Source organism: Sphingobacteriaceae bacterium GW460-11-11-14-LB5 (assembly GCA_002151545.1).
Lineage (GTDB): Bacteria > Bacteroidota > Bacteroidia > Sphingobacteriales > Sphingobacteriaceae > Pedobacter.
Genome location: CP021237.1, coordinates 4,315,909 through 4,338,170, shown reverse-complemented (window position 1 = coordinate 4,338,170; position 22,262 = coordinate 4,315,909). Strand labels below are relative to the sequence as shown.

Genomic DNA, 22,262 nt, shown 5'->3' with positions numbered 1-22,262 from the left:
CTAGGCTGGTTCGTCATTGCGAGGCACGAAGCAATCTTAATGCAATAGCTCACTTTTAGCTATTCAATAATTACAAACCCATAGTTGTAGGATTGCTTCGTGCCTCGCAATGACGGATTTATCTCAACACTAAAAACATAACGCCTAAAAGAAAAACATGAAAACATTATTTACGCTGCTGGCATGCTTTATTGCATGTGGGACTTCTTTTGCCCAAAAATTAAATAAACTTACGGGGAAAATTGTTGATGAAAAGACTGTTCCGGTATCGTTTGCGGTTGTTCGGGTGCTAAATTATCCTGATACCACCGTGGTTAAAAGCGTATCGACCAATATTGAAGGCGAGTTTGCAATTGATCAGCTAAAAAGCGGTGAATATGTGTTATCGGTTTCTATCGTCGGTTTTAAAAGTAAAAAGACCAGCCATTTTTCGCTTAACGAAGATTTGAAATTACCTGCCATCACGATCGAAAATTTAAGCAAACAATTAAAAGAAGTGAGTGTGCAGGGCAAGAAACCTTTTATTGAACATCAGATTGATAAAATGGTATTGAATGTAGAAAACAGCATTATTGCAACCGGTGGCACGGCGCTCGAAATTTTGGAGAAGGCACCCGGCGTGCAGATCGACCGCCAAAATGACCAGATTTTACTGAACAATAAATCGGGTGTTATGGTGATGATTGATGGGAAGAACAACTTTTTATCGAGTGCTGATTTAACGGTTTATTTAAATGGCTTAAGCAGCAGTCAGATTGCTACCATCGAAATTATTACTAACCCATCGGCTAAATACGATGCTGCCGGCAATGCAGGTATCATCAACATCAAATTAAAAAAGAACAAAGCATTTGGTACTAATGGAAATGTCTCGTCAACCTATCGCAATGCAATAAGGGCTAATTTACCCACCAATATTTACGGATCGGAACTTAACTTCAATTTAAATCACAGGGTAGAAAAGTGGAATTTTTTTACCAATGCAAATGCGTCAAAAAATAATAATTTTTCGAATTTATTTTTAGAGCGGAGCACCTATGCGAATGGCTTACAGAGTATGTTTAACCAGAATTTCCAGAAAATATATACTGGATCGCGGTTGGCTGCAAAATTAGGTGCAGATTATTATGCAACTGAAAAAACAACAATAGGTGTGATGTTTGATGGCAGTACCAGTACACGTAAATTGGATAATTTCTCCCAAACCTTTATAAACGAAATTAAGGATGGAGTTGCCGGCAATAATTCGCTGATCCAATATTCTGATGCAAATACCCCAAACAAAAACTATAGCGCAAACTTTAATATCAGGCATGAATTTAAAAAGGAGGGTGCAAGTTTAAACTTTGATGCCGATTACTCTGGCTTTGATTACTCAGGACTGGAAAATTTTAACACCAATTTTTACGATGATAAGGGTGCTGTTTTTAAAAATACAGTGATTAGAAATAATAGTAAAACCGCTATTGATATTTATGCAGCAAAAACAGATTTTACCTGGCCAATATCAAAAACTACAAAGCTTGAAACAGGGCTGAAGAGTGCTTATGTTAAAACCAATAACGATTTTCTTTCCTCAGCGCTGGTTAATAACGAATGGCAAAATGTTGTAGGGCAGAGCAATAATTTTATTTACAAAGAAAACGTAAATGCGGCCTATGCAAATTTATCGAAAGATTTGGGTAAGTGGCAGGTTCAGGCTGGCTTACGGGCAGAGTTTACACAATCAACCGGAACATCGGTAACCAATAATACATCGGTAAAACAACATTATTTATCGTTATTCCCAACGGTTTTTGTGAACCAGAAAATTTCTGAAAGCAGTAATCTGCGTTACACTTATGGCCGAAGGATAGATCGGCCAAATTACCAGCAGTTAAACCCATTTAATTTTTATATGGATCCTTATACCATAGCACAGGGAAACCCATACTTAAAACCCCAGTTTACCAATAATTTTGAGGTGAGTTACAATTACAAAAGCGGATTGTTTTTTTCATTGAGTTATGCTAAAACAAAAGATTTAATTTTAGATAGTAAAACCGCACAAAACGATAGCACCAGGATAGTTACCGTAGGGCAAGGCAATATTGGCAGCGGGCAATACTATTCGGCCGGGTTATCTGTTCCAGTAACCATTGCCAAATGGTGGAATTTGCAGAACAATTTTAGGGTTTCCTATAATAAATTTAACGATGATAATTTAGAAGGCGCCCCATTTGCTTTAAGTAAAGTGTTTTACAACTTCAATACTGTTAATTCGATTATTTTAGGAAATAACTGGGCATTAGAAACCAATTTCTGGTTAAACTCACCTAAAGTTAGGGGCTTAGAACGAACCACTATTTATCAGTATGCTTTAAATATAGGGATGCAGAAAAGTTTCTTAAACAAAGCTTTAAAGCTGAAGCTAAATGTTGATGATATCTTCCAAACCAACTACTGGAAAGGAACACTCGATTACCAGAATGTGAATTTAAGGGTGCAGAATAATTACATCAGCAGAAGGGTATCATTCAATATCAGTTATAGTTTTGGTAACCAGAATTTAAAATCAAACCAGGACCGGAAAACGGCGGCAGATGATATTAAAGGAAGGGCGGGAGGTTAGGTTTTTAGTCCTAAGTCTAGAGTCCTCAGTCTGGAGTCGGAGGTCCGGAGTCGGGAGACCGAAGTCTGGGCGAAAAACCCAGTCCCCTTCGGGGTATGTGTTAAATCCCCGATTAACCAATTTAAACAGTTAACCAATTAACCAACAAAACATGAAAAATATAATCTATAGTATCGCAATTTTATTGACCGGCTTAGGTTATGGATGTCGTAACAGTGGTGGACATTTATCGCTAAGCACAATGGATAACAATACCGATTTTAAATTTGAAGCAAAGTATGCCGAGCATAAAACCGGTAAGCTGGAAAAATACCTGGATAGTGCCTTGAATAATGAACTTCCGTTAGATCAGAATATCGATCTGTTCGTGAATTTAAATGGCAGCGATAAGTTTAACCTTAAAGCCAAAAAGGGCTGGTTAGTAATCGACTTCGATAAACGGAACAATTCTTTGGCAGGTTATATGAAAGTGAAAAAACTTACTGAAGGCATTAAACAGCAATTAACGGAGTAATGTGTTTAACCGCAAAAAGAAGGTGCATTAGGCATAAGGAGGGATTGTCTGCGTAAATCAGTGTGATCAGCGGGCAACCTTACCGCCTTTTTCTCCCGCAGATTTAAGGTGATTAGCGCAGAGTTTAAAGTGATCCTCATTCACATGCAGGCGGGAACCACGCTTGTTCAGTGAGGCTAATCTTAATGCTTCCGTGTTTTCTGTGTTTCCGTGGCTTTTTAACTGCAAAGATCACAGAGAGAAAGCGCAGAGTGCGGCATTAAATTAAAGAGGCGACCACGAAGGCAAAGACACAAAGCAATGGTTTTATACGTGTTGCGAACCGAAGCCTTTGGATGTGTGGCGCGTAAAGAAATTTTTTGTCTGCGTAAATCCGTGTGATCAGCGGGCAACCCTAACCATCTCTTTCTCCCGCAGATTTAAGGTGATTAGCGCAGCGCTTAAAGTGATCCTCACTCACGCAGACGGGAACCACGCTTGTTCAGCGAGGCTAATCTTAATGCTTCCGTGTTTTCTGTGTTTCCGTGGCTTTTTAACTGCAAAGATCACAGAGAGAAAGCGCAGAGGATGCAAAGTTGGATGGTCTTCGACTACGCTCAGACTGACAATTTATAAAGAAAAATCAATGTGATCAGCGGGCAACCCTAACCATCTCTTTCTCCCGCAGATTTAAGGTGATTAGCACAGAATTTAAAGGCGATCCTCATTCCCGTGCAGGAGGAACCATGCTTGCTCAGCAGGCTAATGTTAATGCTTCCGTGTTTTCTGTGTTTCCGTGGCTTTTTAACCGCAAAGTAAACGAAGAGAAGGGAGCGATTAACTGTTTTTATACAATTCTATTTTCCGTCCATCGGGATCAATGATTATTGTCATAAGACCAAAATCTGTTTCATTTGGTTTCTGCGTAAAAGTAATCCCTGCTGTATTTAATACCTTTATCACCTGATCAAAGTTTTCAATACCAAAGCCTAACCTTAAGTTTTTGTCTGGTTTATCTTGGTTTTTAGTTAATGGATAGATTTCAAGAACAGTTACCCCAATTGTAGCCGAATAATGATACGGTGAATTACCATGTTTGTGATATTCAAATTGAATTCCAAGTAAATTGTAAAAATCGGCTAGAAGTTTTGTATCTCCAGTTCGTAGTACCAGTAATCGAATATCCATATTTATTTTTTATTGAAGCTAAAAACTAAAAGTGCTTTATGTACAATCTATTCAAAGCATTGTGTTTTTCTTAATGAATTGGATATCTGGTCTTTCTGAGGTAATCCAAATTTCAAATTCATAAGGTTTATGGCTTATCTCAAGGATTAATTTTCTTTGATTGGAGTTTAATTTTACATCGCTCCCAATTTCTTTAATTTTTCCTTCACATATTGAAGTATAAATTTCTGCCCGGCCATTCTTTATGGCATATGGGAAATACCGGTCTTTTAAGTCAGGATTAAAAGATGCAACATTACTTTTTACATTGTCAATTAAGATTATTGCAAAACAATGATTTCGTGACACCTTTACAGATTTTAGGATGCCTGTAAATTCAATGTTGTTCTTTAATAGCTTGTCATTTTCAGTTTTTCGGCTTCTACCAGTTTTATACCAGATAAAAATAAGTAATAGCCAAAGGATAAAAAAGGCAAAAACAATTTTTGGGTGTTTCATCGCGTAGGAAGCTTGAATGTTAATTTAATATGCGTAAGTCCGTGCAATCTGCGTGTTTAATTATATCAGTAAATCACTAAAAAATCATCTATTAATTCCCCATTCAAGCCGAAAACCAATCTGTAATAGCCTATTTTATTGCCACCTTGATCCATTTGGCTTTTGAAGGCAATCGAATCCCCATCAAGCAGTTCGAAATCGAGGTTTATGGTCTCTATTGAAATATTCTTATGGCTAATGTCTAAATCTGCACAAGTATTTTGCTCCATTAATGATCTGAAAGATTTGATGAACTTTTGCTGTATATCATATACCGCTATAAAATCTTTTATTTGGAGGTCGGTCATCATATTATTTCTTACCAGTCAATAGTTTTACTTCTAACCTCGTATTTATTCCTCTTTTTCAACCGAACAGCTGATCCAATACAGACCCATTTGCCCTCTGTTATCCATTGTTCCTTTAGGCAATTGTTTTTTTGGACAAGCCAAAATGGTCGTATCTACTTCTTTGACAAATTTTGTTAATGCACTCAAATTGTTTTCTGAAAAAGGAAGTATGGCGAAATCCCAACTCGAATAATAGGATAACATCCATTTAAATTCTTTGTCGATTTTATTGTCGATGAGATATTCATTTAAAATTGAATACGACTCGAAAATGATTGAACTGTCGAGATCTTGAATACCGGTGAAACAACTCGGTTCAATTATGCCGTACCAGTTCAAAAACACAAGGCGTTTCAGGATTTCAAGTTTTGTTTCCTCGTTTTCTGTATTGAAAAATAAATCAAGATAGCTTTTGTGGATCTCTCGATATTGATCGAAGATGCCACGCGCTTGAAGTTGCTTTTCCATCTGATCCATAGTTCCTTTTAAAGAATCTGTATAGTTGTATAGCTTCAATTCTTGAATGGATAGGCTATCGATAGTTATTTTCATGTTTATAAATTCAGGATGTACTTAGTGTTCACACGACTACCAAAGTTTCCACCATGACTTTTTTGACTTTATCTCTTTAAAATTTTTGATGTTTTCATTTGTCAGATCTATTGAAACAGAACCATCAACATCTGGAAGCCACAAGGATGTTTTATCAAGATTTATGTTGTTAAGATTTAAGAAAGTTTCTACCTGTTGCAGTAAAAACATATTTTTTGTCTCTTCCCATTTCACTTTTGTTAGTTCATCTGCTTCCTTGCCAAAGTAAAAGTCGAACTTATTATTGTAATCATGATTTTTAATTCTTTGATTTAGAACCTCAATTAATTTTTGGTCAGATAAGGTATCAACAAATTGTTGCATAAAATTTTTCCTGTCTTCTACTGTAACCCTTGGAATTGAAACTATAGTATGGTCATTTTCTTCAATTTTTTTTATTCTGTTAACTATATAATCTTCTTGTTGTTTTGAGTAATTGGTAGTTACATTATTGGCTAAATTTAGCTCTTCATCAAGTATAAAATAGTCTGTAAATAGGATTGAGAAAAATTCGGCATCTTGTTTATCGTAGTAAAAATGCTCAGTCAAACTACCATTCGGTTGTTCGAAGCCAATGGCTAACCAATTTAATATTTGTGTAGGAGAGGTCATTAAGATTGAATTTTATGTTTTTAAACTTTGTCTCAGACAAATTAAAAATATGTTATATATTAAGTTAAACCTTTCTTTTAAACAAAACCAATTAGCTGTTTTTATACAATTCAATTTTTCTGCCATCGGGATCAATTATAATGGCCATAAAACCAAATTCTGTTTGGGTTGGTTCTTGTGCAAAATCAACTTGTAATATATTTAATTTATCCATCACCTGTTCAAAGTTCTCTATACCAAAGCCTAACCTCAAGTTTTTGTCTGCTTCGATTTGGTTTTTTACCAATGGATAAATTTCTAGAACAGTTAACCCAATTGTAGCCGAATAATGATATGGAGAGTTACCATGTTTGTGATATTCAAATTGAATTCCAAGTAAACTGTAAAAATCAGCCAGAAGTTTTGTATCTCTAGTTCGCAGTACCAGTAATCGGATTTCCATGTTTGGTTCTTTTAAAGCTTCAATAACTTTGTTCATTTGCTTAATAATGCCGTTTTCATTAAGCTAGGTGTTTTTAATATCATTCAAAAAGAAATCAAAAGTTTTATCTGACTTAGCGAGCTCTTCTAAGTCACTAAGAATTTCCTTATAATTTGAATAAAATTTAGACTCCTCAAGCCTATGTGCTAAATCTTTTAAACTGATTGATAATTGCTCATTTGATATTTTCGTTAGAATTGTTCCATTGATTAGTTGGTCAAGTATTTTAAATAAAATTTTCTTTGCATTGATAATCTTTGGCATTGTTCTAAACATGTCAAACAACTTATAAAATTCTTTCAGCGCTCGTTTCTCATCACCAAAATTTTCAGCCAAAATAATATTTTTCCAACCCGCTGTAGAATCACGATACAAATAATAATTAGCAACAAAATCGTGAAATAAACTAAAATCAGGCTGCAATTTTTCATCAGTTCCATTTATGCCGCAGGCCCAGTAATAGCCACCAATACAAAAATATAATGCAGATAACGATTCATCTCCAATATACATCGCTGTGCGGACCTTTGTTAAATCAATAAATTCGTAGAGATTTTTTGCTTTAGTAATTTGATTCATTGTTTTTCTTTTCTCTTTGTTTTATTTCTTCAAAATCAGCTGAGCTGCAGAAGCCAAGTTGCTTTTGTTCATCTGTAATTGTAGAAAATTTTTCATCTTGTTTATGCAAGAGCTCCAAAATTGCCGGTATTCTGTTCTTGAATTTAAAAATGCAAAGATGTTTATGTCCATGTTCTGCACCCTCCATAGGATACCATGCCTCATAAACAATTTGTGTCAATTCATATTCTTCTTTAACATAATTTTCTGGTTCGTCTATTTGGAAAATAATATCGAATTTTTTAGGGATTTTGAAGTCGGCATATGCGTATAATGTAAACACAGCAATTTCATTTTCTCTTTTCACCCAATTCACATATTTGTGATAAACGTCATCCTTGGGTTTATTCTTACATCTTTTTATGCATTCAGTTTGCCAAATCGCTATAGCACTGTCTGTAAAATATTCCGTACCCAATAAATAGCGTTCACTTGCTTCGGTTTGTTCTTCTTTTTGCATTAACTAAATGATTTCTGACTAATTACTGCTAAGTCTGGCATTCTTGAACTTTGTTATATATGCTTTCAACGATATCGATAAGCCAGTCTAGTGTACGGGATCAAATTTATACAAGATAAGGGTTTTTGGCAGATTTCAGTTGACCGGTTAAACATAGTTAACCATATCAGAAATGTATGGAACATATTTAAAACAATCGTTATTCAACCTTGGCAAAAGTTACAGGTCCTCCTCACTAAACCCGACAGTAGCGAAAATCCTTTTTGTTGCTTCTTCGACAAGCTCACGATAATAGCAACAAAAAAGATTGTAGCGAATGGCGGGGCTGCGCTATCCGAAGAACACGGAACCCTTCGTTTCCTAATCCTTCACTATTTCCGGTTGGCTTTTCAGTTAAACAACTAAGCACTTAACCATATAAGAAATATAAGGCCGTATAAGTTAAAACCCTCAAATGATAATATAAGCGGTAAAATGGAAATGTGATTAGATGTGGAAACTTTACGTCAACTATTATATCAAATACAAATGGTCATGAAAACGCCTTCTTATTGTCACGATTGCCCCGCATGTGTGTGGCTCTTACATTGTAACTTTATCATCATCAAATAAATAGAAAATAACATGAGAAAGATCAAAATAATGGAACATATCTCGCTTGATGGCGTAATGCAGCACGAAAACAGCGAGGATTTCGCACATGGCGGATGGACAACACCTTATCGCAGTGCAGAAGGTATGGCAGCCGTACTGGAGGCACAGGGCACTCACATCGATCTGCTGCTGGGCCGCCGTACCTACGATAGCTGGACGCAGTTTTGGCCGAAGGCCGGTGATAATCCGATGGCGAATAGTTTAAATAAAGGCAAAAAATATGTAGCCACCCATAGACCAGAAAGCCTTGAATGGGGGCCAGTTGAGGATTTAGGCAGTGATATTATTACGCGTATTCGCGAACTCAAAGCAACAGATGGACCTGATCTTGTTTTGTATGGAAGTTCAACGGTAGTTGCGGTGTTATTGGAGCAGGGGCTGGTAGACGAGCTTGTACTAATAGTATACCCGGTATTGCTGGGCACAGGCAAACGCTTCTTTTCAGCTACTGCCGATCCGCGCGTACTGGCTTTTGTAAGCTCGAAGGTTACACCTACAGGTGTGCAGGTGAACACTTATCGGTATGTAGGGGAGCTGGGGAAGGGTTAGTTTAAAGTCCGGAGTCGGAAGTCGGAAGTCCGGAGTCTGGGATTCTAAAAACGAAGCGATTCATCATTGCGAACGGAAGCCGGTCAGCTTATATTTTCTTCAATTCCTGATATGCTTAAATGTATTTGGTTTGTTATCCCCTTAAACAAAATCAACCGGAAATATTGAACTTTTCCGGTTGATTAAGCGATTTGTAACCTTAGGTTTCGAAATATGAGCATTATTGCGATACGGGCAATTAATCTTTCACTAACCTTACTGCAGCGCCTGTGGTTTTACTATAATCGGTTACGCGCGGTTCGCTGTATTTGTTAAAATCGAGGTAGTAGGCAAAGCTGTCGCCACTCGATTTGGTACTGCTCGACCACCAGTAGCTTAACCATATTCCATACTTGAAAGACTGGCCACCGCCATATTCATCGCCGCCTGCACTGCCATTGGTCAGTAAATTAAGACCTGATGAGTTATCGCCATTGCCATGTGCAAATTTGTACGAATCTTTGATGTCCCAGCCGGTCGTACCACGCATTTTTTTACCAGCTACCTTTTCTCCACCTAAAGCCGAAATAAGGGTTAAAAATTCATTACTGCTGGGCACATGCCAGCCGGCCGGCGCCAATCCACGGCGATCGGTAACCGCATAAAAGTTGTACAGCTTTCCGTATTTCTTTTCATTACTGCTATCGAAATTAAGGTAACAATAAGCCGGAATCTTTTCCCTGCTTACTTTTTCCCATTCTTTTTGATTGGCCGCATAATAAATCTGCTCGCCGTTTCTATAGGTACTCACGTTTAAATTGGTGCTTGTCCATACCTGGTTGCCAATTTTTACCGGACCGGTAATTTCTGGCGAAGCATTATATATTTCTTTTAACTGCGCCGCTTGTGCTGCATTACAACTCCAGACAAAGTTGGTCGGTTGTATGCCGCCGCTTCTTTTTAAACATTCTTTGGTCGCTATTGCATCAGCTTCTTCTTTCGTTTTCGCAATACCCCAGCCAAATGCCGTACCCACATTGCCGTTTATGGTGCGGTAGGCGGCACAACCTGTACCCGAATAGGTGAGTACAATACTGCAGGCGCCACCGCGTTTATTGCATTCGGCAACTGCTCTTTTTTCGGCTTCGGCCAGGTTTGGCTGATCGAATGAAAAACCATAATAAAAACCATTTGATCGGTCTACAGCCAACGCGCCGTATTTGGTTTTAACGGGAACAGCTGCTTTACTTGGCGATTTCTTTACCTGCGCGAATACACTTGATGCCATTACCAATAGCATAAGCCCTGATGCCATTGGGAGGAGTTTGTTTAATTTCATGCCCTGATTGTTTGTTTGTTGCAGGCAAATTTCCCAATCAACCCACTTGGAAGCAATACCATTTACTGGGTATATTTTCGGGTTAGTCAGAAGTCAGGAGACGGAGGTCCGAAGTTTGGGTTTCTAAAAGTGAAGCCATTCGTCATGACGAACGGAAGGGCAGGATGGCGAGGTATACGCTTTTTTGTTTCTTTGCCTAACGCGATCGTCATGCTGAACTTGTTTGAGCATCTATTAAAAACGGTTTTTATTAAAGCTTTAAGTTTTCAAGGCACAAGTCGGGCCTTTGCATGGGCCAGGGCGCTAAGACTTGCGCTAGATGTTTGATAAGTTAGTCCGGAGTCGGAGGACTGGGGTCGGAAGTTTGGGTTTCTAAAAGTGAAGTCATTCGTCATGGCGAACGGAAGGGTAGGATGGCGAGGTATACGCTTTTTTGCTTCTTTTCCTAACGCGATCGTCATGCTGAACTTGTTTCAGCATCTATTAAAAACGGTTTTTATTAAAGCATTAAGTTTTCAAGGCACAAGTCGGGCCTTTGCACTGGCTAAGGCGCTAAGCCAATTAATTTTTCTACCTGAAACTATTGCCACCAACATAGAGGTCGAAGTTTATTGCGAGCCCAAGGTCCTGCATTCTGGTTATGTTTTCCCTGCTGATATGTGGGCCGCCAATCATTCCATTTCCATTATGAATATCCATGGCAACCTGAATGTAGCCTTCAGCCTTTTCTACAAGTTCACTAATGCCTTTCTTGTCTGTTTCCAGATAGGTTAATAACTTATCGAGTTTATCTTCAAATTCATCTGGCTCGCTGTTGGGCATTATTTTTAAAGCACTAAATTGATGCGTTACCTTTCCGTTTTTCTTTAAATCTCCCTTATTCCAGCTTTCGTATACTGATAGGATGCACATGGATTTGAGCTCAGTTGCCGACAGATTTTCAGATGTGGCAATAAAATAGACATGGTGATCAGGCTCCGTACCGATATTGATCATTTCGCCTGAATCACTATCGATGTATATCGCAAAGTAAAACCGTTCATTCAGCACAGGCAGATAGGTTATAATGAGTTTGTCGCAATCGCGGTCGATCCGCGTGATCTGTAATTTATTGTTGATGTAGATTGGCGAATGGATTTCAAGATATTGTTCGGTTGCTCCAAATGTTTTATCCTGAAACTCTTTTTCAATCAGTTCTATGGCTTGTTCGTCTGTCATTTATTGTTTGTAATGCCTAAATATAAGCTTTGATTTTAAAAATGAACCCATTCGTCATTGCGAACGGAAGGGGAGGATGGCGAGGGAGCGTGAAGCCTGTCTGTTGCAGGCAGGCAATCTGTTTGAAGCCTATAATCTTCCATAATGGGGATGTTAAGGTTTGGAGTTGGAGAAGGTTTTGGAGCGCAGGGTCTGTAGTTCTTCGGATGGCTTCGGTCCTGCTGTCCGTTACACTTCCATCAGGGCTATTTAACAATAGACTGTAGCCCGAAAATGCAAGAATTAGACGAAGTAATCTGTTTGATAAGTTAGTCCGGAGTCGGAGGACCGGGGTCGGAAGTCTGTGCTTATAAAAATGAGCCAATTCTTCATGGCGAACGGAAGGGGAGGATGGCGAGGCATACGCTTTTTTGTTTCTTGCCTAACGCGATCGTCATGCTGAACTTGTTTCAGCATCTATTAAAAACGGTTTTTATTAAAGCTTTAAATTTTTAAAGCACAAGTCACCGCTGGCGCACGCGTGCCGCGTGTGAGAAAACATGATTAAGCCTGTCATTTAATTTTAGTGGTTAAACTGCACACACGGAAGGCGTGCGAAACGGAGTGAAGTTATTCTGTATTTTATGAAAGCACAAGTCAGGCCTTTGCATAGGCTAGGGCGCTAAGACTTGCGCTAGATGGGGTGAGAATCGACAGTCGCAAAACAACGGGATTCGATCTATGCTTTAATTAATTACATTCTATTTTGATTATGACTTCATCAGAACTTGATGGTCTGGATTTAATGGTGTATGTTTTGCCATTTCTTTTAAACCGATATGTATGTTTTTCAAAAAGTCTTTTATCTTTCATATTCTTCTCAATAAGTTTTTTTAAAGAGTCGTTTTCATTATCTGAAATTAGTTTTCCCGACTTAATATCGTATTCAGAAACCCTCTTCCAATAAACAGTCTTCACCAATACTTTTGAATTGATTGTATCAAGCCAATGACCCGAATAAGGATGATTGAACTTAGCTTTCCAAATAACTTTTCCTTCTTTATCAAAAGTAGAAATATTGCCTAGATACGAACAGTAAATCACTGTATCATTTTTAAATGATGCTGATTGGCTTGCAAAAGCGTCAATATGTCCACGCCATTCAACGAGTCCATTCTTTGGATTTAAGCAATAAAGAAAATTGTCGCCTCCAATGTCAATTGTATTGCAGTATATTTTATCTCGATAAATAATTGCATTCTGCAATCCTCTTTGATCAAACTTGTCCACCCAAAAATCACCTGGGTTTAAGAGGGGGTATGGAACTGAAGGATCAAAAACAAAGTTTGAGTTGTTCCCTTGACACGAAGTCAAGACAATTAAAATTAATATACTGAAGAATCGCCTCATTAATTACTGCCCATTTATTGATACCCCTTGGAAAGGAGTGAAATTTGAAATGTTTTTACTTCTAAGCACTACAAGATATTTCCGTGTTAAATTATTGAGTAACTATGCTTGCCTAACAATATCGTGTTGCATTTGAAGTTCATAGTCTTCTAGCGGGATTTTATTCCAAGGGTTCTCAACCATAGTTAATCCGAATGCTTCGTTTATAAGCAAATATAGGCAACTATTGATATTTGTATTTAGATAACTGGCGCAAGTATGTTAATTTATTAAAAGTACATTCAGGTCTTGTTTAGGCTAAGGCGCAAAGACTTGCGCGAGATAGGCAAGAAAGAGAAAAGGGTTAGCTAGGAATATAGTTAATCTAATTACTGATCAACCTCAGGAAATATAGTCACTAGCGTTTCGTATAGGTTATTGAAGTCACTGTAATTATGCTTATGCTCATCTTTATAGCTTTCCTCATCGAATACATCATTTCCGTCAAAATAGTAGTAATGGAAAGAGTATATGCCATCATGCAATTTTAAGAAAATAGTATATATAATTTCATCCAGCGACTTCCAAGACAATCTTATTTCCTTGCCATTCCTTAACTGTTTAAACGCTAATTTTTTATTTAACATATTTAATGTTTTTGGTCGGCTTCGTAGAAGTTAAGAAGGACCTCAGAAGTCCCGAATATTAGAAGCATAGTAGGAATAAGATTGGGAAATAATAAAGGCTTGGCTTAGGATTGCGGTTGTTTCTTTCTGTTCCATCGCTGCCAGTAATATCTAGCTGCTCCAGATATACCGCCAAGAAAGCAAAAGGCTTGAAACAGCGGGAAAACTGGATGCTGAAATATATCCAAAGGATAGATTAAAAATGTAAATAACGCCAAAAGCACTAACACCGGTATAAAGATATATATCCACCTAAATATTGGATTTACAAACCCTTTAATCATGAAGAATAATAGTGTGCTATCTATGAGAGCAGTCATTAAAGCTTTCGTTAATAATTTGGTTATAATGTATGCGTCCATTGAGCGTTAATTTATACTTCAAGTATAATAAAAAAAGGGCTGCATTGCTATAGTTCTTAAATCATATTAATCTGATGGCGAATATTACTAACTCTCCCCTTTTTTATCCTATATTTATTCAATCAGACTTCTTAGCTCAGTTGGTAGAGCAACAGACTCTTAATCTGTGGGTCCAGGGTTCGAACCCCTGAGGGGTCACCATTTATTAAAGCATTAAATGGCTAGAGAATCAATTCACAAAACATTACGTTTGGGCATAAAAAAACGCCCATACCTTTCGGCATGAGCGCGTTTGTTTGTTTATTTTCTTTAATTTTTTACATCAGCTGGGGCGTTGGTGGTCGAATCTGCTGTAGAATCGGTATGGGTACTGTCAATCACCTTGCCGGTGTCCGTGTATTTGTATAGGCTATCTGCATTTTCCTGATCAGCTTTTTTACCGCTACAGGCTGATAAGGCCAGGCCAAAGGCGGCCACTAAGATTATTATTTTCGTTTTCATATCAAATTGTTATAGGTGTGCTTATATAATTCTTTTTAAAGGGCAATTGTTTTGTTAATTGTTAAAAGAGGGAATTTGATTAGTCGGAAGTCGGGTGACCGAGGTCGGAAGTCTGGGTGAATCAAATCTAGCATACGTCGATTTTTTTAACCGCAAAGGTCGGGAAGAAGAGCGTGCAAAGGACGTGGAGAAGTGACAGCGGGGGGATTAGTTGAAAAAGATACGTCATTGCGAACGAAAGGGTAGAGCTGTTGTGGTGGCGTGAAGCAATCTTTTTGGTCCGTTTTCAAAACTTCTCTCCGTAGTATTCAGCGCCGCGTCACTACGGAGTAATACGAACACGCAATTACGCTTCTAAACCCAAAGAACAGATCGGTATCTGGTTTTGTGTGGTATTTGCTATGCATGCATTATAAATCTATTATCTTTGCAGCTTTTATCGTTTGATCAGCATTCATTAACCTATACATGGGCAAAAACAGCATCGGCTCTACCATTTCGTATTTCTTTTTAGGCGAGTACTTTTCTGATGCCCTGCGCACCACCATTACTGTGGTATTGCCCATTATTTTATTCTTTTACCTGGGCAATCCGGAGGCGGCGAAGGGAATAGGGGTTGGGGCTTTGTTAATCAGTCTGACCGATTTGCCCGATAACCGCCTGAACAAACTGAAAACAGCCCTCTGGAGCATCATCGTCTTTTTTGGCACTACGCTCGTGGTATCATCGGTTTTAGATCATGTTTACCTTACTGCAATTGTAGTGGTTATCGCGGCTTTCAGCTTTTCGATGTTTGCGGTATACGGGCAGAAACTCTCGCTGATTGGTACCATGGCGCTGATTGTGTGTACATTTGTAATGGGCCTTCACCCGGCGCGACCGCTGTATTTTAGCAGTTATATTTTGCTTGGCGGCGTTTGGTATTATGTGATCAGTTTGATCCAGATTTTAATCCGCCCTTACCGTTCGCTTCACCATGCCATTTTCGAGTGCCTGATGAGCAGTGCGGTGTTTTTAAATGCCAAGGCCAGGAATTACGATGTGGATGTTCCACTCGATCTGCAGCAAAAAGAAGCCATAAAACTGCACATTGAGGTAAACCAGAAACACGAGCTGATCCGCAACCTGTTGCTTACCGATAAATACGCCATGAACCCTGATAACCCCAAAGGACAGCTGTTGCTGGAAAGGGCGAGGTTACTGATTGATTTATATGAACAGTTGAATGCCGTACATTACGATTATGCTTTGGTACGCAAAACTTTGGCAACGGGCCCGAGCCTGAAACTGATTGCCAGCTTAATTGAATTGCTGGCCAAAGAACTCGAGCAACTGGGCAGGCACGTGCGGTCGGCCAAGGCGTATAAAGGTGAGGTGGCAACCAATATTGAATATTACCAGAAGCGCGTCATGTTATTACAGGAGATGGAACGTTTAAACGAAAGCCAGCGTAAAATTGTGCTGAAGGTGGTTTCGAACATGAATGATATTGTGCGCATTATCGAAATGATCAGGGGCAATGAGCGCACGCCCGAGAAACACTTACAAGAATTGAGAGGATCGATTTCATATCCCTTATTTATTACCGGCGATCGTTTTTCGATTAAAGAGCACCTGACCTTAAAATCGCCCATTTTCAGGTTCTCGCTGCGGCTGGCCATCTGTTTCCTGTTTGGTTTTTTGCTGATCTGGCAGTTGGAGCCGAGTAAATACAGTTACTGGCTTTTCCTCACCCTGGTGATTGTGGCCCGGCCGAAGTTTTCGATTACCTGGAAACGGAATTTACAGCGCTTAAAAGGAAGCCTTGGCGGGGTGGTCATCGGATTGATCATCATCTATTTTGTGAAGAGTCAGGCGGTGCTGCTTTCTTTTTCGGTTATTTTTCTACTGGGCTTTTATGCTTTTAACCGTTTAAATTATACCGTAAGCGTGTTATTTATCACCCCTGCAGTAATTTTAACTTTAGGCAGTTACCAGGGGCATTTCGATCATATTGTACACGACCGGATTATGTTCACCGTGCTGGGCTGTGTAATTGCCATTTTTGCCACCTATCTTTTTCCGATATGGGATAGCCGCCAGTTGAAAGCGAAAATAAGCAAAGCAACCAATGATAGTTTACATTATCTGCAGGTAGCGATTGAAAGGAAGGAAAACCTGGGCGAGAACATTTCGCGCATGGCCAGGAAAAATGCCAACCTGAGCTTATCGGCCTTAAGCGAGGCGATTGAGTCGGCCAGCCAGGAGCCGATGCGGAAACATATCGATTTTAACGGTTTGTATGGCGTACAGTCGACCATTTACCAGATCAATGCGATTATTACTTCTATATACCTTTCGCTAAACCATAAACCCGAACAGGCCGATCCGTTGCTGGTTAAGCAGATTGTGAGTAACCTCAGTAATGAAGCGGTATTAACAAATGATGCGATAGCACCTGTGGATGTGATGGATGTCAATCATGATGACCATTCTACCAGGCAGAAACTGGCGCATATTGCGATGTTATCATTCGATTTCAGGAGGTTTAGTGCTGGTTTCCGGGGATAAATTTCATCTACTCCGCTATCTTTGACAGGCACCAATAGAATGATCGTCATTCCCGCGTAGGCGGAATCTTAATGCAACCTACAAAACCTACCAAGGCATTACGATTATTCATATGCTTTCCTTTTTTCAGAGGCATTCATGAGCACTCCGTGGTTCCCAATCGAGTTGGGAATGACGATCTCCCGCAGCCTACGATTAGCAAAAAAAATGTCATTTATATTGACTTTTATACAATAAGTTAACCCTCAGGATGATGAACGCATTGTGATTTGCGATATCAGCGGGAAACCCCTATTCTTATTTGCTCCCGCAGATTAAGATGATCGGCGCAGAAAATCAAGTTGATCAATTTTCAAGCGATACATTAGCTGTTTGAGCTTATATGAAACTTATATGCCTTAAATGGTTAAAGAAAAGATGATATTGTACTAATGATCACAGATTATTCGTTAATACTCCTAAAGAAACGCAGCCTGATGAAGCTCATCGTTTGCCATTTAAACTGATTAGGTTTTGTTGTGTAGCAATTCTTCGAAATTAAATTAATTGATTATTAATGTGTTACTATTCTTTTAGTTAATAAATTTTAATTATTTAGAATAGTTCTAAATAAAGAGCTATATTTGTTTATCATTATATGTTTGGTTAGTTGATGATAGCAAGACCTGTTTGCCTGCATTACTCAATGCAGGCGAATCAGGCACTATTCCACAAGAATATTCCTCAAATTTCTTGATCGGCACACTGCCTCTTTGAAGCAAGGTTTTGGTTAATCGGGCGTAATAAATTTGATTGAATCGATTGTAAAAAACAGGATATTGGTATATTGTGAGCCTCAGCTCCTGATGCGTATGAAAAAATCATTTTTAAGCCTCTTTTTGATTGCTTTTTTAACTGTAACGGCCTTCGCCCAAAAGAAGCCCAATTTTTGGGATGATGTGCAAACCATTAAAAAGTACGATCAGATGTATAAACCGCCGGTTCATCCGGTGTTGTTTGTAGGAAGTTCCTCTATTCGGAAATGGGACGACTGTACACAGATTTTTGCTAAATACAACGCATTGAACCGTGGAATAGGCGGTGCTGTAATTAACGACATTACTTATTATTTAAATGATGTTGTTTTTCCTTACCAGCCAAAACAGATTGTATTGTATGTGGGAGAGAACGATTTACCAAATGAAACGGTTACACCAGATACCGTTTTGAACCGTACCATCCGTTTGTACCAGGCCATTAGGGCCAAATTACCCACGGTGCCTATTGTTTATATTTCTATTAAACCAAGCCCGAGCAGGGATAAATTTAAAGCAAAGGCAGTAGCATCGAATGCATTGATCGAGAAATTTTTAGCGGGAGAGGCCAACACTAAATTTGTTAATATATATCCGCTGATGCTCACCAAAGACGGACAGCTTAGACCAGAACTTTTTGTGGATGATATGCTGCATATGAATGCGGCGGGTTATGCGATCTGGCGAAAAGCAGTTGAACGGCATCTACTGAAGTAATTATTTTTCTTCTCAGCACTTAAGGAACCAAAGGATTATTTAACATATCAGTTATATAAGAGCACATAAGCTTATGTGAATTAAATTTATTATGGGGTAAAAAAAAGCGCCACTTCTTCGAAAAGCGTTGTATTTTTTCTGACCACCTTAGTCACCTGAGGGCACCTAAGAATTATATTTTTATTACACTGCCCCCAAAAAACTAGCCCCGATTGAACGGTAAGTCCGGAGCGAGGTACGAGTGAGGACTTGTAGTGAAAGCGGGACCGGAACACACCGAAGCACCACGGGTATTGCGCTTCAAAAAATAAGCATCATTATTTACCACCTTAGTCACCTGAGTACACCTAAGGATTAGATTTTTATTCTACTGCCTCCAATAAACTAGCCCCGATTGAACGGTAAGCCCGGAGCGAGGTACGAGTGAGGACTTGTAGTGAAAGCGGGACCGGAACACACCGAAGCACCACGGGTATTGCGCTTCAAAAAATAAGCATCATTGTTTTACCACCTTAGTCACCTGAGGACACCTAAGGATTAGATTTTTATTCTACTCTCTAAAAATGGGCGACCTGGTTTAACAACAGCGCATAGTTGTATGTAAGGTTAATCGGAATTAAAATTATATATTTATTATTGCGTTCAAATCGTCCTCCTTTAGCCAGATGAATAAATTTCTAGTTGTTATCTTATTTTTTTTCGGTTACCATGTACATGCTCAGGACCTTTTGGGGATTCCGCAGATTGTAAATTACAATAACGAGCAGTATAATGCGGGGATGCAGAACTGGGATGTAAAGCAGGATAAAAACGGGGTGCTTTATTTTGGGAATAATGAGGGGCTGCTTACTTTTAACGGCCGCTACTGGAACCTGTTTCGCTTACCTAATTATACTTCTGTACGCTCCATCGGGATCGATTCTAAAAACCGGATTTATGTTGGCGGTCAGGATGAATTTGGTTTTTACTACCCCAATGAGAAGGGGATTTTAAAATATACTTCGCTTTTAGGCCTGCTGCCCGAAAACCTGCGCAAGCTGGCCGATATATGGGACATTTCGATTATTCATGACGAAGTTTTTTTCAGATCGAACAATGCCATTCTGCACTATAAGGACGGTGTGGTTAAGAACTATAAACCCAGTAATGCCTGGCTTTTTATGGGTATAGCCAATAATAAGGTGTTTGCCCAATCGGAAGAATCGGTATTAATGGTTTATGAGCAGGAAATGTGGAAACCTTTTTGTGCTGATCCGGTTTTCAAAAAATCGTCTGTTACGGCTATTTTACCTTATAATGGCGATACTTTAATGGTTTCTACTTTAAAAGGTGGTTTTTTTCTGTTGATTAACCACCAGCTTAAACCGCTAAAAACCAGTCTCGATCATGTGTTTTTTAACGACCGGATTTATTTTGCCGATCGGATCAATCAAAACCTGTATGCAGTGGGTACTACCTCTGGTGGAGTATACATTATGAACAAAAGTGGAGAACTGATTCAGAAATACAATTACAGGGAAGGTTTGCAGAACAATAATGTAAGGGGAATTCTGCAGGATAGGGATAAGAACATGTGGCTGGCTTTAGATGACGGGATTGCTTATGTGGCCATCAATAGTGCCATTAAAAGTATTTTTCCTGACCGAAATAAACAGATTACGAGTTATGCTTTCAGAAAATTTGAGCAATCGGTTTACATCGGTACATCGAACGGTTTATATCGAACAAATGTTAATCCTGCTGCCAAAGACTTAAGTTATGCCACCGCGAATTTTGAAGAGGTAAAAAATACCAAAGGGCAGGTTTGGGGGCTTGATGAGATTAATAACCAATTGTTGCTGGCACACGAGGAGGGCACACTTTTGGTGCAGCATAATGTAGCTAAGCCGCTTTACAATTTACCCGGTACCTGGTTGTACCAAACTTTAGACCGGGTTTATCCAAGCAGCGAGGTTATTGCGGGGACCTATTGGGGTTTACAACGACTAAGTTATAAGGATGGGCTATTTAGCAATGGCGGAAGAATAGATGGGATAAACGAACCGCTGCGGTTTATTGTAGCCGATAATAACAACCCTGATCATATCTGGGCATCGCATCCTTACCATGGAGTGTATAAAATAGAATTGCAGCCCGATCATAAACGTGTACTGCGCACCACCATGTATACCGACCGTGATGGACTACCCTCTAAATTGTACAATTATGTATATCACATTAAAAACAGGGTGGTTATTGCCACGATAAACGGCGTTTATGAATATGATACTGCAAAGAAAAAATTTGTACGCCTAAAATTATTGGCCAACGCCATAAAAGGGATTTCGGTGCAGTATATGAAGGAGGATAACGACGGAAATATCTGGTTTGTAAGCAATAAGAAAGTGGGTGTTATTGATTTTAACCGGCCATCAGGCTCGAATCCTTTTAGTATTTTTTATCTGCCCGAATTAGATGGGAAAATAGTGGGTGGCTTCGAATCGATTTACCCCTTAGATAGTAAAAATATATTTATTGGTGCCAATAAAGGTGCCTATCATATCAATTATGAAAAGTACATCGAAAATATAACTAAACCCATTGTAGTGCTGGGGCAGATTAAACTGCTTGGTAAAAAAGATAGTTTGGTTTTTGGCGGCTATTTTGTAACTAAGGGAGTAATTTCGCCTAGACAGGACCAGCACGAAATACCAGAATACACCAATAACTTAAATTCCATGCATTTCGAATATTCCTCTACACTGTTCGAGCATGATAAAAATATTAAATTCAGTTATCAGCTGGTTGGTTTCGATAAGGAGTGGTCGGCATGGACTACAAAAAGTGAAAAGGATTATACCAATTTACCTGCCGGGAAATATACTTTCAATATTAAAGGAAGAACAGATATAGGCAATGAGTCGGAAGTGGTGGCTTATACTTTTGTTGTGCTGCCGGCCTGGTACAATACCATATGGATGAGGATTTTTTACCTGATTTTGATCGTGTTGTTGATCAGGTTGATTATCAGGTGGCAAAAGCGGAAACACATTAAAGAGCAGGAGCGGATGAGTTACCTGCATCAGCTGGAGCTGGACCGGAATGAAAAGGAAATTGTTAGGTTGCAGAACGAAAAGTTAGAAGCTGATGTAAACTACAAGAATAAAGAACTTTCCAGTATGACCATGCACCTGGTACAGCGGGGCAAGGTATTGGCGAAAATTAAAGAAGTGATATCGGCTGTTATTAAAAACCACGATATAAATGAGAGCTCGCCAAGTTTCAGGCACCTGATCAGGCTGATCAGGGATGTAGAAAAGAAGGACCAGGAACTGGACCATTTAAGCGTTCACTTCAATCATGTAAACACCGAATTTTTTAATAAACTCAAAGACCTCTATCCGGATTTAAGTCAGAACGATTTAAAGTTTTGTGCCTACCTTTCCATGAATCTTTCATCAAAAGAAATGGCGCAGCTAATGAATGTAACCATAAAAGCCATCGAAGTAGGCCGATATCGCTTAAGAAAGAAGCTTCAGCTTAAGCCTGAAACTAATTTATATGAGTTTCTGATTGATATTGCCCGTCAAAAAACACCTTAAACCAATGTTTTTGTTACAATAAA

The 22,262-nt window shown here is 38.9% G+C and carries 22 protein-coding genes and 1 tRNA gene; 9 read left to right on the top strand and 14 right to left on the bottom strand.

All coding sequences use genetic code 11. The features are described from left to right. The first annotated feature begins 157 nt into the window (after window positions 1–157). A complete protein-coding gene (locus tag CA265_17380; GenBank protein ID ARS41329.1) occupies window positions 158–2,611 on the top strand; it encodes a hypothetical protein in 2,454 nt (817 codons plus the stop codon). A gap of 151 nt (window positions 2,612–2,762) precedes the next feature. Further along, a complete protein-coding gene (locus CA265_17375; GenBank protein ARS41328.1) occupies window positions 2,763–3,125 on the top strand; it encodes a hypothetical protein in 363 nt (120 codons plus the stop codon). 816 nt (window positions 3,126–3,941) lie between these two features. On the opposite strand, the gene CA265_17370 is transcribed toward CA265_17375, so the two are convergent. The 8 genes from CA265_17370 to CA265_17335 form a co-directional block, all read right to left on the bottom strand. Continuing rightward, a complete protein-coding gene (locus CA265_17370) occupies window positions 3,942–4,292 on the bottom strand; it encodes a glyoxalase/bleomycin resistance/extradiol dioxygenase family protein (protein ID ARS41327.1) in 351 nt (116 codons plus the stop codon). Between the two features lie 51 nt (window positions 4,293–4,343). After that, complete coding sequence (locus tag CA265_17365) at window positions 4,344–4,790, bottom strand: hypothetical protein (protein ARS41326.1); 447 nt, start codon at window positions 4,788–4,790, stop codon at window positions 4,344–4,346. 65 nt (window positions 4,791–4,855) lie between these two features. Then, a complete protein-coding gene (locus CA265_17360) occupies window positions 4,856–5,137 on the bottom strand; it encodes a hypothetical protein (protein ARS41325.1) in 282 nt (93 codons plus the stop codon). A 45-nt stretch (window positions 5,138–5,182) separates the two neighbouring features. Further along, the gene (locus CA265_17355; protein ID ARS41324.1) at window positions 5,183–5,731 is read right to left on the bottom strand and encodes a hypothetical protein; all 549 of its coding nucleotides are present in this window, start codon (window positions 5,729–5,731) and stop codon (window positions 5,183–5,185) included. 36 nt (window positions 5,732–5,767) lie between these two features. After that, window positions 5,768–6,382 carry a hypothetical protein gene (locus tag CA265_17350; protein ID ARS41323.1) on the bottom strand — a complete coding sequence of 205 codons (615 nt, stop codon included), beginning with the start codon at window positions 6,380–6,382 and terminating at the stop codon, window positions 5,768–5,770. 91 nt (window positions 6,383–6,473) lie between these two features. Next, complete coding sequence (locus CA265_17345; protein ARS43038.1) at window positions 6,474–6,824, bottom strand: glyoxalase/bleomycin resistance/extradiol dioxygenase family protein; 351 nt, start codon at window positions 6,822–6,824, stop codon at window positions 6,474–6,476. A gap of 63 nt (window positions 6,825–6,887) precedes the next feature. After that, complete coding sequence (locus tag CA265_17340; GenBank protein ARS41322.1) at window positions 6,888–7,442, bottom strand: hypothetical protein; 555 nt, start codon at window positions 7,440–7,442, stop codon at window positions 6,888–6,890. After that, entirely contained in the window at window positions 7,426–7,941 is a 516-nt protein-coding gene (locus tag CA265_17335; protein ARS41321.1) for a hypothetical protein, read from the bottom strand. The genes CA265_17340 and CA265_17335 overlap by 17 nt, the downstream gene beginning before the upstream one ends. A 90-nt stretch (window positions 7,942–8,031) precedes the next feature. Here CA265_17335 and CA265_17330 point away from each other — a divergent pair, with 90 nt between their 5' ends. Further along, window positions 8,032–8,346, top strand: a complete 315-nt coding sequence (locus CA265_17330; GenBank protein ARS41320.1) for a hypothetical protein — start codon at window positions 8,032–8,034, stop codon at window positions 8,344–8,346. A 219-nt stretch (window positions 8,347–8,565) separates the two neighbouring features. Then, complete coding sequence (locus tag CA265_17325; protein ARS41319.1) at window positions 8,566–9,144, top strand: deaminase; 579 nt, start codon at window positions 8,566–8,568, stop codon at window positions 9,142–9,144. A gap of 238 nt (window positions 9,145–9,382) precedes the next feature. Here CA265_17325 and CA265_17320 read toward each other — a convergent pair whose 3' ends face one another. Then, a complete protein-coding gene (locus CA265_17320) occupies window positions 9,383–10,462 on the bottom strand; it encodes a hypothetical protein (protein ID ARS41318.1) in 1,080 nt (359 codons plus the stop codon). Window positions 10,463–10,480: 18 nt separating this feature from the next. Between CA265_17320 and CA265_17315 the strand changes: the two genes are divergently transcribed. Further along, complete coding sequence (locus CA265_17315) at window positions 10,481–10,789, top strand: hypothetical protein (GenBank protein ID ARS41317.1); 309 nt, start codon at window positions 10,481–10,483, stop codon at window positions 10,787–10,789. 243 nt (window positions 10,790–11,032) lie between these two features. Here the strand turns inward: CA265_17315 and CA265_17310 are convergent, their stop codons facing one another. From CA265_17310 to CA265_17295, 4 genes are all read right to left on the bottom strand, one after another. Then, a complete protein-coding gene (locus CA265_17310) occupies window positions 11,033–11,680 on the bottom strand; it encodes a hypothetical protein (protein ARS41316.1) in 648 nt (215 codons plus the stop codon). 729 nt (window positions 11,681–12,409) lie between these two features. Beyond that, on the bottom strand, window positions 12,410–13,033 hold the full coding sequence (locus CA265_17305; GenBank protein ARS41315.1) for a hypothetical protein: 624 nt from the start codon (window positions 13,031–13,033) through the stop codon (window positions 12,410–12,412). A 404-nt stretch (window positions 13,034–13,437) separates the two neighbouring features. Then, entirely contained in the window at window positions 13,438–13,695 is a 258-nt protein-coding gene (locus CA265_17300) for a hypothetical protein (protein ID ARS41314.1), read from the bottom strand. 104 nt (window positions 13,696–13,799) lie between these two features. Beyond that, on the bottom strand, window positions 13,800–14,096 hold the full coding sequence (locus CA265_17295; GenBank protein ID ARS41313.1) for a hypothetical protein: 297 nt from the start codon (window positions 14,094–14,096) through the stop codon (window positions 13,800–13,802). A 125-nt stretch (window positions 14,097–14,221) separates the two neighbouring features. Between CA265_17295 and CA265_17290 the strand changes: the two genes are divergently transcribed. Then, window positions 14,222–14,297, top strand: a tRNA-Lys gene (locus CA265_17290). A gap of 108 nt (window positions 14,298–14,405) precedes the next feature. Here CA265_17290 and CA265_17285 read toward each other — a convergent pair. After that, entirely contained in the window at window positions 14,406–14,597 is a 192-nt protein-coding gene (locus tag CA265_17285) for a hypothetical protein (GenBank protein ID ARS41312.1), read from the bottom strand. A gap of 468 nt (window positions 14,598–15,065) precedes the next feature. On the opposite strand from CA265_17285, the gene CA265_17280 reads away from it, so the two are divergent. The 3 genes from CA265_17280 to CA265_17270 all read left to right on the top strand — a co-directional run bounded on the left by CA265_17280 (window position 15,066) and on the right by CA265_17270 (window position 22,239). Beyond that, window positions 15,066–17,147, top strand: a complete 2,082-nt coding sequence (locus CA265_17280; protein ID ARS41311.1) for a hypothetical protein — start codon at window positions 15,066–15,068, stop codon at window positions 17,145–17,147. An 851-nt stretch (window positions 17,148–17,998) separates the two neighbouring features. Next, entirely contained in the window at window positions 17,999–18,658 is a 660-nt protein-coding gene (locus CA265_17275) for a GDSL family lipase (GenBank protein ARS43037.1), read from the top strand. Between the two features lie 665 nt (window positions 18,659–19,323). Then, a complete protein-coding gene (locus CA265_17270; protein ID ARS41310.1) occupies window positions 19,324–22,239 on the top strand; it encodes a transcriptional regulator in 2,916 nt (971 codons plus the stop codon). Window positions 22,240–22,262: the final 23 nt, after the last annotated feature.